Here is a 10,357-nt window from a genome sequence, read left to right on the forward strand (position 1 = left end):
AATGGCTTACCCCTCCCCCGCGGCAAATCGGGGGAAACGGCCGCATCGCGCGGCGTGTCGCGGCGGGGCGGAATCAGGAGCCTTTATGCACGATCGGCTTCCATTCGGCCTTGGAGAAGATGGCCTGGAAGGAGATCGGCACATAGCTCAGCATGTAGATCGGGAAGCTCAGTACGTAGGCGAACAGCTCCTTGTTCGTGGCGCCGATCTGATCGCGTTCCACGATGATCGTCAACGCCGCGAGCGCCATCAGCGACAGCATGCTGGTAACGATCACGGAGGACCAGTTGGTCAGAGACGCCAGCTGACTGGGCCAGGTCACGAAACCGAATGCGGCGAACAGCAGTCCCAGCACCAGGCGGATGACGCCAAGCACCATAAACGGGCAGATCAGCAGCGTCAAATCCACGGCGGAGAAGTCGCGTTCCCTGACCGCACGTTTGATCAGCGCGGGCCCGTAATAGCGGAACACCTGCAGGAACCCCTTGCTCCAGCGCAGACGTTGCCGCCAGCTCTGGCGGAACGTGACCGGCTGCTCATCGTACAGGATCGCGGTGCCGCAGTAGCCCACACGGTCGCCGTGCAGCACCGAGTCCATCGTGAATTCCAAGTCCTCGGTCAGCAGGTGGAACTTCCAGCCCTTGTTGCGGTTCATGATCTCCCGGGAGAACATGAACCCGGTGCCGCCCACATGGCAGCTGGTGCCCAGGCGCATGCGCGAGGAGTTCAGGAATCGGGATTCCCTGATGAACCACAGTGCCGAGCCGGAGGACACCCAGTTGTCGGACAGGTTCACAGAGTTGCGGTAACTGGTCAGGATGCGGAACCCGGATTGGAACGCCTTGTTCATCTCGGCGATATAGTGCGGGTCGAGCCGGTTGTCGGCGTCGAAGACGAAGAACGCGTCATACCGCTGCGCCTCGCCGGCGGATTGCATGCGGTCCAACAGATAGGTCAGCGCGTAGCCCTTGCCGATCTGCTCCTGGTTGAACCGTTCGATGACATGGCAGCCGAGGCTACGGGCCACGTCGGCGGTGTCGTCGGTGCAGTTGTCCGCCACCAGCCAGATGTCGATGAGGTCGGTCGGATAAGTCTGCCCGTGGATCGAATCGATGAGGTTGCCGATGACGTTCGATTCGTTGCGCGCGGAGATCAGCACCGCGAACCGCTTGTCCATCGGCGCCTCCGGGAACCGCACCGGCTTGCTGAACAGGGAGACCAGGATGCATACGCCCTGATACAGCAGTCCGGCGGCGCCGATGATGGCCAGTAGGACGTCCAGTACACTCAGCAGCACCATCAGCGCCACCCGCTTCTGGGATTGTCGATGTTCGGCTTCGGCGCTGCGGCATCCGTCCCGTCCGTTTCCGCGCCGCGATCTGCTGCCACGACGGCCGTGGCGGCCTCGGGACCGTCGTCGGATCCGGGGATATCCTCGTTGTCCGGTTCCGCACCCGCAAGCACGGGCTTGCCGCCGGTCGCGGGGGGCACACGCTTGGGGATGGCCACGGTCTGAGACCCGTCGAGGTCCTCGGCCGTGGGCATCTGATACAGCTCACGCAGCCGTTCGAAGTTGTCGTCGGACGGCACGCGGGCGCTGGACCCCCTGGCCGCACGGGGCATATGGTCGCTCATTGGCTTGATGACGTGATCGCTGAACGCCTCGGCGCCGGCCACAATCTTCGACTTCTTCACCGGCTTCGGATCGTCCATCAACGGGGAGTCGACCAGCTCGTACCGGATGGTGTACACCTTGAAGATGGCCTGCAGGCTGGCGGTGATCGGCAGGGCCAGGAACGCGCCCAGCGCGCCGAACACGCCGCCGAACACCAACACGGCCAGGAACGCGACCGCCGGGTTCAGGTCCATGGTGCGCTGGGAGATCTTCGGCGAGAGGATCAGGTTCTCGATCTGCTGGTAGACCACGATGTACACCAGCACGCCCACCGCGTACGTGATGCCGTTGGACCCCCAGGCGAACAGCACCGGCAGCGCGCCGCCGATATAGGTGCCGACAGTCGGGATGAACTGGGAGACGATGCCGCAGAACAGGGCCAGCGGCAGCCAGTAGGGCACGTGGATCAGGTCGAGGAACACGGCCGTGCACGCGGCGTTGATCGCGGCCAGGATCGTGCGGGAGAACAGGAAGTTGGAGATCTGGTCCTGCACGATGGTCCAGCCGAGCAGGAACCGGCGCTGCGTGGCCGGTCCGAGCCACTGGCACAGGCTGCGGCGCAGCTTGGGGCCGGCGGCGGACAGGTAGTAGGTCACCATGACCGCGGTCAGCAGATCAAGCAGGAAACCGAACAACCCCATGGTGGTGCTTAACGCTTGACCGGCGAAATCCGTGACCCAGGAGGTCTGGATGTTGTTGAAGATCTCACTGCCCAGGTTCTGGATCTCCGGCAGTTTGAACGACGTGTACTGTTCCACGGTGCGGGAGATCTCGTCATAGACGCCCGGCAGTCCCTTGACCATCGAGATGGCCTGCTGCACGAACATGTTGCCGAACAGGGCCAGCAGCGCGACGATCACCGCACCCAAGCCGATCAAGCTGACGGCCGAGGCCACGCCGCGCTTCCAGCCATGCCGCACCAGCAGCAGCACCACCGGTTCGATGGCGAGCGCCAGGAACAGGGAGATGACCACATCCAGCACCACGCCGGACACCTTGCCCCATGACCGCCACGCGAAATACGCCAGGAACACGGCTATGGCGGTGTACAGCAGGGCGCGGCCGTACCATTCCGGAGGTCGGCGCGCATCCCCCTTCGCCGGAAACACCGAAGCGAAATCGATCTTCAGGTCATCCTGATCATTGCTCATGAGGCCCTATTGTACGGCGGACGCAGGCCACACGCCCCCAATGCGCCGGCGGCGGAGCGGTTCCGGGACCTTTCGGCGTATGCCACCGCATGCGTATGCGGCGAAAGGACCATCAGAAGGCCGCCGAAAAGCCCAACCGATGCACATTCACCGTGCTCATGCAGCAAACGGACCAATACGGCACGGCCTGGAGGCCTTTTTGGCGCACGACCACCACTCCCCTACAGCAAAAGAGCCCGTTCCGAACGGATCGGAACGGGCCCCGCAACGCACAAGGCGCCAATGTCGGATTACATCAGCGACTTGTAGATCGCGTAGATGTCCTCCTCGGTGGCCTGACGCGGGTTGCCCGGCGTGCACACATCGTTGAACGCGTCATGGGCCAGCCCCTCCAGGTCGGCCTCGGTGGCGCCGACCTCGGAGATCGTGGTCGGGTTGCCGAGATCCTTGGTGAGCTTGCGCACCGCCTCAACCGCCTCGTCACGCACGTGGTCGAGGTCGCCGGTGTAGGCGTCCTGGACGCCGAACGCGTCGGCGATGTCACGGTACTTCTCGCCGGTGTACTCCTTGTTGTATTCCATGACCGGCGCCAGCAGGATGCCGTTGGCCACGCCGTGGGCCACGCCGAGGCGGCCGCCCAGCGGGTGCGCCATGCCGTGCACCAGGCCCAGGCCGACGTTCGAGTAGGCCATGCCGGTGATATAGGAGGCGTACGCCATCTGTTCGCCGGCGGGGATGTCGCCCTCGGCGGACTTGGCCAGGTTCTTGGCGATCATGCGGATGGTCTGCATCGACAGGCAGTCGGACAGGCTCCACGCACCCGGGGTGATATAGCCCTCGATGGCGTGGGTCAGCGCGTCCAAACCGGTGGCCACCTTGAGCGAGCGCGGCTGGGTGTCGGTCAGATCCGGGTCCACGAAGGCCACGATCGGGATGTCATGCGGGTCGACGGCCACGAACTTGCGCTTGTTCGCCGTGTCGGTGATCACGTAGTTGATGGTGGTCTCCGAAGCGGTGCCGGCGGTGGTCGGCACGCCGAAGATCGGCACGGACGGGTTCTTGGTGGCGGCCACACCCTCCAGTGAGAGCACGTCGGCGAATTCGGGGTTGGCGGTGACGATGCCGATGCCCTTGCAGGTGTCCTGCGGGGAGCCGCCGCCCAGACCGATCAGGAAGTCGGCGCCGGCGTCGGCGAACTTGGCCACGCCGTCCTTGATGCATTCGACCGGCGGGTTCGGCTGGACGTTGCTGAAGACCTCATACGGCATGCCCGCCTCGTCGAGCACGTCGGTGACCTTCTTGACGGTGCCGGTTTCGATCAGCACCGGATCGGTGACGATGAACGCCTTGGTGAAGCCGTGCGCCTTGGCCACGTCCGGAATCTGCTTGATCGCGCCGCGGCCGAAGTACGCCTCCTGGTTGAAAATCATGCGATAGACCATACAAGACCTCCTTTGAGTCCTGGTTCGTTCGTTGTGGATCGCTCATCGTTGAGGGCGACCGACGGTTTCCAATCTTAGCGGCGACGCTGGGAGTTCGCCCAGTACGAATCGCGTGTCGCCGCAACGATGGTTGCGTTACCGCAATCGTCTCATGCCGGATTGCGGCACCTTACCCCATAGCGCACCACGACGACCGGTTTGCGACCGCACTACACTGAACGGCATGGAACATCGCACCACCGATCTGCTGGCCCTCGCCGAGCAGCTGGCCAAAGAACGCCATGCCGGTCAGACGGATAAGGCGGGGGCCGCGTATTGGATGCATCCGCAACGGGTCTCGCAGGGATGCGCCAGCGATGAGGCCCGTATCGCCGGCTGGCTGCACGACCTGATCGAGGACACCGACACCACCGCCGAGGAGCTGCTGACACTCGGATTCCCGCCCGACGTGGTGGCCTCGGTGCAGCTGGATACGCGACGAGTCGACGAATCGTATATGGACTACATCCAACGCATCGTGGACGCCTGCGATTCACAGGACCCGGCCGTCGCCCGCGCGGGCCGCATCGCCCGTGAGGTCAAGATGAGCGATCTGCGCGACAATATGAATCTCGACCGGCTGCAGACCGTCACCGATACGGATCGCGCACGCGTCGAGAAATACCGCGCTGCCTACAGCGTGCTGGAGAACTCCTGCGCTCCCGCTCCGGGGATCGACGCCACAAGGTGAGATACGCATAGACAGCCGTCTTCCCCATCACCCGTTGCTGTGGCGGGGAAAACGGTCCGTTCCTGGAGAAAATGCCGGCGCGGGTGAATCCTCACTCCCGCGTCAGCAACTCCTTGCAGGCGTTCAACGCGTTGAACAGACGCGGGATGCCCATGTAGCAGCCGGCATGCACGAGCGCGCAGACCAGTTCCTCCTTGGAGTTGCCGGCCTTCAACGCGCCCTCCACATGGCTCCTGACCTGTACCTCGGCACCGCCCAGCGCGGCCAGCAGCACCACGGTCAGCAACTCGCGGGTCTTACCATCCAACCCATCGCGGCTCATGTAATCGCCGAAGCACAGCTCGGTGAGCATGCGCGGCACGAATGCGGCGAAGTCGCCGGGCAGCCACGTGTACCGGTCCTTGATCTCCGTACCATACAGCGGCGCCTGCAGTTCCAGCCCATGCTCATTGCGGTTCTCCTCGCTCACCGTGCCCTGCTCAGGCAACGGCAGTTCGATGCCGGCAGCCTGGAACGCCTCGTTCATGGCACCGATGGCGTTCAGCGTCTTCGGGAATCCGATGAACGGCGCGCACTGGTAGATGGCCTCGCGAATCTCAATCGGTGTGCAGCCGACGTTCAGGGCTGCCTGCGTATGCGCCTTCAACTGCGGCAGCGTGTTGAGCGTGGCCAGCACGGTGACGGTCACCAACTCACGCATGCGATTGTCCAGACTGCCGGTGTGGCAGACATCGCCGAAGATAAAGCGTTGCAGGATATGCATGAATTCCGGATCGGTCCCCTCCGTGGTGACGGCCGGCTGATGAAACAGCTCCTGCATCGTGGCTTCGGTGCGTTCGATTCTATCCATTATTCCTCCTCAATATGTGTTCCGGTACAGTTACAGGTCCAGTCCGTCAAGTCAGACGGCAACTTCCTCGGCCATCGCATCGGACAAGAACCGTTCACCTTCCCAACGTGTCACGGACATGGGCGTCTCCTTACGACGATGGACGGCACACGACGCAACGCCACTACGCCTCACGGTAGCGATTGTCCGATGTCCACGCCAATGTCAATCGCGGCATACCATCCATACGTGCCGGGCATGGCCTCCGGCTCCGCAGTCAGCCGGCAAGATCACGCCCCTCGGTGCGCAGGAATTCCACAAAGGCGGCCGCAGCCGGGGTCAACGTCCGCCCCTGCTTCCAGATGACGGCACCACCGGATTCCAGCACGGGGTTCAACGGTTTGAATCGCAGGTCATCGGGGACTCCCAGTCCGAACGACATGGCCAGACCGATCCCGCCGCGCACCATCGCCATCACATTAATGCTTAGATCGCACATGCCGGCGGTTGACACCGCACGTAGCGATCCACCCATCCAACTGACAAGCTCGCCGCGCACTTCGTCGCGGAACGGCAGAACCAGCGCCCTGCCAGCCAAGTCCTCGGGCCGGATCTCGTTCAGCGTCGACAGCGGATCATCGGATCGCATCAGGATTCCCCACCGGTCATCGATATGCGTACGCAGGTAATCGTATCTGCTCACATCCAATGGTTCGGTGACCAGTCCCAGATCGGCCAGACCTTGTTCCAGACGGTCGCCCGTCACATCGGCGGTGCAGGTGCGCATCTCGAACTCCACCTCCGGGTACCGTTGCCGGAATGCCGCGATGCACCGGGCCAGCCAATCCATGCTGTGTGTCTCCGCGCAGCTGATCGCGATGATTCCGGACAGCGAACCGTGCAGCTCGCGCACCTCGCGTTCCATCTTGCCCGCCAGCTGCACCAGTTCCTGGGCGCGCTCACGCAGCAGCCGCCCTTCCGGGGTCAGCGAGATCTGATGTGGACCCCGGTGGAACAGCGTCACGCCCAGCGCATCCTCCAAGCCCTTGAGCTGACGCGACAGCGTGGGCTGCGAGATCTGCAACAGCTCGGCCGCCCAGGTGATGTTGCCTTCATCGGCCACCGCCAGGAAATACCGCAGCACGCGCAGATCCACACCCGAACGGACGCCCCGGCCATCCGCGTACGAGGGCATCTCCGGGAAATCCGGCGCGTTCTCAATACCGGACGATGCGTTCATATCCATATCCACCCTCCGACCTTCTCCGCTCCGGACGGACCGCACGCCCGACGCGCTGATTTCCAGTGTAATCGACCGATGTTGCTCGAACGGAGACGCCTTGTTCGCCTGAGGCGGAACGACGCGGGTCCCGGACCGGCACCGACGCGAAGCCTAACCGGCAAGATCGGGACTGAACGGCACAACGCCGCGAACACCGTGGATGCATGTCGCGCATGCCGCGGTATGCCGTGGGCATATTGGCGCGAGGCGGGCCGACCATCTACTCTGGAGGCATCGGCCACATGTCCGTGCCCGTCAGCGTTGCGCCGACCATGCGGCCACAATGATAAGGAGATACGAATGAACACTCTTGTTTTGGTCTTCCATCCGCATCTGCATGACGGTTCGCGCATCAACCGGACGCTGGCGGAAACGGCCGCCGCCGCCCCAAGCGTGACCGTGCGCGACGAGTACGCGCTTTACCCCGACTTCCGCATCGACGCCGAGGCCGAGCAGGAGGCGCTGCTCGGCGCGGACCGCGTGGTCTGGCAGTTCCCGATGTACTGGTACAGCTCCCCCGCCCTGCTCAAGCAGTGGGAGGACACGGTGCTCCGGCACGGCTGGGCCTTTGGCGCCGGCGGCGACAAGCTGCACGGCAAGGAGCTGATGGCGGCCGTCAGCGTCGGCGGGTCCGCCGGCAAGTACCGCCATGACGGCGAGTTCGGGGTGATCGTGCCCGAACTGCTCAAGCCGCTTGAGGCCACGGCCAAGCATATCGGTATGATCTGGCTTAATCCGTTCACCATCCACGGCACGCTGAAGGTCACCGATGAAGAGTTGGACGAGGCCGCCCGCCAGTACGCGGCCCTGCTGACCGCGTGACGCGGCAGCAGTCACCGCCGTGGGTTCCGCCGTCCTGCACGGATGGCGGAACCCACGTCCGATACGAAGAAAGCCCGCCGAAGCGGGCTTTCAGGTCGTACCCCCAGAGAGAGTCGAACTCTCGTTGTCAGATTGAAAGTCTGGTGTCCTAACCGTTAGACGATGGGGGCAACGAATTAGAAAGTATAGGCGAGACCGTAAGCGGGTGCAACACGGCGTGTCGCCTATGATGTGACAGACCCAGAGCCTCGAGGCTGGAGCTGTACGACGGACACCTCACACGGCCCGGTAGGCGAAGTCGTGGATCACGCGGCCGGCCTGAAGCCCCTTGCGTTCGAAGTTGGTCAGCACGCGCCCCTCGAATCGCGGCGATTCGACGAAGTCGGCATGAGGCAGGTCCGCCGCCTCATCGGCGTTGCCCTTGCCGACGTGCTCGGTCGGCAGGCTGACGGTCAATCCGCCCACGTTCTCGAAGCCGGGCATGGCGTCCATCACTTCGTGCACATGCAACGCATAGTCCTCGATGTCAGTGGCGATGCGCCACAGCCCCCCGGGCACCAGCGCACGATGGATCTCCCCGGCGAGCGCGGGCTGCACGATGCGGCGCTTGTGATGCCGCATCTTGGGCCACGGATCAGGGAAGTACGTCCACACCTCGGCCACCACGCCGTCGGCCATGATCTTGAACAGCTCGGGGGCGTTGACCTGCGCGATACGCAGGTTGCCCAGCCCCTGCTTGCCGGCGAGCAGCATGGTGTGGGCCACGCCGGGGTCGTACACCTCCAGCGCCAGGAAGTTCATGTCAGGGTGCGCGGCGGCTGCGGCGACGATGTTCTCGCCCTGCCCGGTACCGATCTCCACGATCAGCGGGTTGCCATTGCCCCACGTCCGACACACATATCCGCCGTCGATCGTCACGCCGGGGCGTACGTTCAACGACCCCTCCCCCGCGTTCACGTCCAGCAGGTACTCGCCCGCGTAACGGTCCCATGCGCGCTGCAGCCGTGCGTCCAGACGGCCCGACCTGCGCACGAAGGAGAGCACCGGCCGGCCCCATCCCGCGGGACGATCGGCACGGGTGCCGTCCTCCGATTCCACAGTCCCCTCGCCAACCGCGTCCACACCATCAGTCCGCATGTACGGCGCTTTATCGGATGGCCGTTCGGACAGTTGTTCGTTCCATTCTTCCTGCATACTCTTATTTATAGAGGAAACGCGCGAACGAACACACATTTGTGCGTTCGTGTTTGCATGCTATACTGAAACTGTTCAAAAAATAACAAAACCGGAGCAAAAGTGAACAGCGGGTGTTCACACGGCATCCGCACACCGAACTCCGATGAGTGAAAGGTCGGAACATGACTGTTCTCGTCACCGGTGGGTGCGGCTACATCGGCGCCCACGTCGTTCACGCTCTCCATCAGGCCGGCCAGCGGGTCGTCGTTGTGGACGACCTCAGCTACGGCAAGCCCACCCGCATCGAAGGTTCCCGACTGTACGGCATGGACGTCTCCGCCGCCGGCGCCGGCGAGCGCCTGGCCGAGATCATGAAGGCCGAGGAAGTGGACGCCGTCATCCACTTCGCCGCCCGCAAGCAGGTCGGCGAATCGGTGGAGAAGCCGCTGTGGTACTACCAGCAGAACATCAACGGCATGCTCAACGTGCTGATCGGCATGCGCGATTCCGGCGTCAAGAAGCTTGTCTTCTCCTCCTCCGCCGCCACCTACGGCGAGCCGCCGGTGGACGTGGTACCCGAGGACGTGGTGCCGATGCTGCCGATCAACCCGTACGGCCAGACCAAGCTGTTCGGCGAGTGGATGGCCCGCGCCTGCGAGACCGCCTACGACATCCGCTTCTGCGGTCTGCGCTACTTCAACGTGGCCGGCTGCGGCCCGGTGGAACTGGAGGATCCGGCCATCCTCAACCTCATCCCGATGCTGTTCAACCGCCTCAAGCAGGGTAAGGCCCCCGCGATCTTCGGCGACGACTACCCGACCGACGACGGCACCTGCGTGCGCGACTACATCCACGTCTCCGACCTGGCCGACGCCCATGTGGCGGCCCTGGAGTACCTGGACCGCGACGAGCGCAAGTACGACGTGTTCAACGTCGGCACCGGCGAGGGCACCTCGGTGCGCCAGATCGTGGACGAGGTCAAGAAGGTGACCGGCCTGCCGTTCACCGAAACCGTCATGCCGCGCCGCGCCGGCGACCCGCCGCACCTGATCGGTTCCCCGAAGCGCATCAACGAGGAGATGGGCTGGCACGCCAAGTACAACGTGGAGGACATCGTCAAGTCCGCGTGGGAGGCCTGGCAGGCCAACCCGGAGCATCACATCGACGTCGAGACCTGGAAGCAGGCCGACTGATCGACTCCCGTCGCGCCCCGAGCGGAGCGCGACGATTCGGGCGGGGTGCGACCCAGC

General features: G+C 63.9%; 9 protein-coding genes and 1 tRNA gene. 3 read left to right on the forward strand and 7 right to left on the reverse strand.

Annotation, left to right across the window (positions count from 1 at the left end; genetic code table 11):
• Positions 1 to 73: 73 nt before the first annotated feature.
• The 3 genes from B4C31_RS03365 to fucO form a co-directional block, all read right to left on the reverse strand.
• On the reverse strand, positions 74 to 1,300 hold the full coding sequence (locus tag B4C31_RS03365) for a glycosyltransferase family 2 protein (RefSeq protein WP_291531338.1): 1,227 nt from the start codon (positions 1,298 to 1,300) through the stop codon (positions 74 to 76).
• A complete protein-coding gene (locus B4C31_RS03370) occupies positions 1,300 to 2,826 on the reverse strand; it encodes an AI-2E family transporter (RefSeq protein ID WP_291531339.1) in 1,527 nt (508 codons plus the stop codon). Before B4C31_RS03370 ends, B4C31_RS03365 begins: the two co-directional genes overlap by 1 nt.
• 290 nt (positions 2,827 to 3,116) lie before the next feature.
• Positions 3,117 to 4,268 carry a lactaldehyde reductase gene (gene fucO / locus B4C31_RS03375; RefSeq protein WP_204465869.1) on the reverse strand — a complete coding sequence of 384 codons (1,152 nt, stop codon included), beginning with the start codon at positions 4,266 to 4,268 and terminating at the stop codon, positions 3,117 to 3,119.
• A 223-nt stretch (positions 4,269 to 4,491) separates the two neighbouring features.
• Here fucO and B4C31_RS03380 point away from each other — a divergent pair, with 223 nt between their 5' ends.
• The gene (locus B4C31_RS03380) at positions 4,492 to 4,998 is read left to right on the forward strand and encodes a hypothetical protein (RefSeq protein WP_291531340.1); all 507 of its coding nucleotides are present in this window, start codon (positions 4,492 to 4,494) and stop codon (positions 4,996 to 4,998) included.
• Between the two features lie 91 nt (positions 4,999 to 5,089).
• Here the strand turns inward: B4C31_RS03380 and B4C31_RS03385 are convergent, their stop codons facing one another.
• Together B4C31_RS03385 and B4C31_RS03390 are read right to left on the reverse strand one after the other, a co-directional pair.
• Entirely contained in the window at positions 5,090 to 5,848 is a 759-nt protein-coding gene (locus B4C31_RS03385) for a carboxymuconolactone decarboxylase family protein (protein ID WP_291531341.1), read from the reverse strand.
• A 256-nt stretch (positions 5,849 to 6,104) separates the two neighbouring features.
• Positions 6,105 to 7,073: a LysR family transcriptional regulator gene (locus tag B4C31_RS03390; RefSeq protein WP_291531342.1), complete on the reverse strand. Its 969-nt coding sequence runs from the start codon at positions 7,071 to 7,073 to the stop codon at positions 6,105 to 6,107.
• Between the two features lie 336 nt (positions 7,074 to 7,409).
• On the opposite strand from B4C31_RS03390, the gene B4C31_RS03395 reads away from it, so the two are divergent.
• Positions 7,410 to 7,931 carry an NAD(P)H-dependent oxidoreductase gene (locus B4C31_RS03395; RefSeq protein ID WP_291531343.1) on the forward strand — a complete coding sequence of 174 codons (522 nt, stop codon included), beginning with the start codon at positions 7,410 to 7,412 and terminating at the stop codon, positions 7,929 to 7,931.
• A gap of 98 nt (positions 7,932 to 8,029) precedes the next feature.
• Here the strand turns inward: B4C31_RS03395 and B4C31_RS03400 are convergent.
• Together B4C31_RS03400 and trmB are read right to left on the reverse strand one after the other, a co-directional pair.
• Positions 8,030 to 8,101: transfer RNA gene (locus B4C31_RS03400), tRNA-Glu, on the reverse strand.
• Between the two features lie 106 nt (positions 8,102 to 8,207).
• Complete coding sequence (trmB, locus tag B4C31_RS03405) at positions 8,208 to 9,068, reverse strand: tRNA (guanosine(46)-N7)-methyltransferase TrmB (protein ID WP_291531349.1); 861 nt, start codon at positions 9,066 to 9,068, stop codon at positions 8,208 to 8,210.
• A 221-nt stretch (positions 9,069 to 9,289) separates the two neighbouring features.
• Between trmB and galE the strand changes: the two genes are divergently transcribed.
• A complete protein-coding gene (galE, locus tag B4C31_RS03410; protein WP_033505160.1) occupies positions 9,290 to 10,300 on the forward strand; it encodes a UDP-glucose 4-epimerase GalE in 1,011 nt (336 codons plus the stop codon).
• Positions 10,301 to 10,357: the final 57 nt, after the last annotated feature.

Origin of the sequence: Bifidobacterium sp. UBA4282, assembly GCF_002394995.1 — a bacterium.
GTDB classification, from domain to species: Bacteria; Actinomycetota; Actinomycetes; order Actinomycetales; family Bifidobacteriaceae; genus Bifidobacterium; species Bifidobacterium pullorum_B.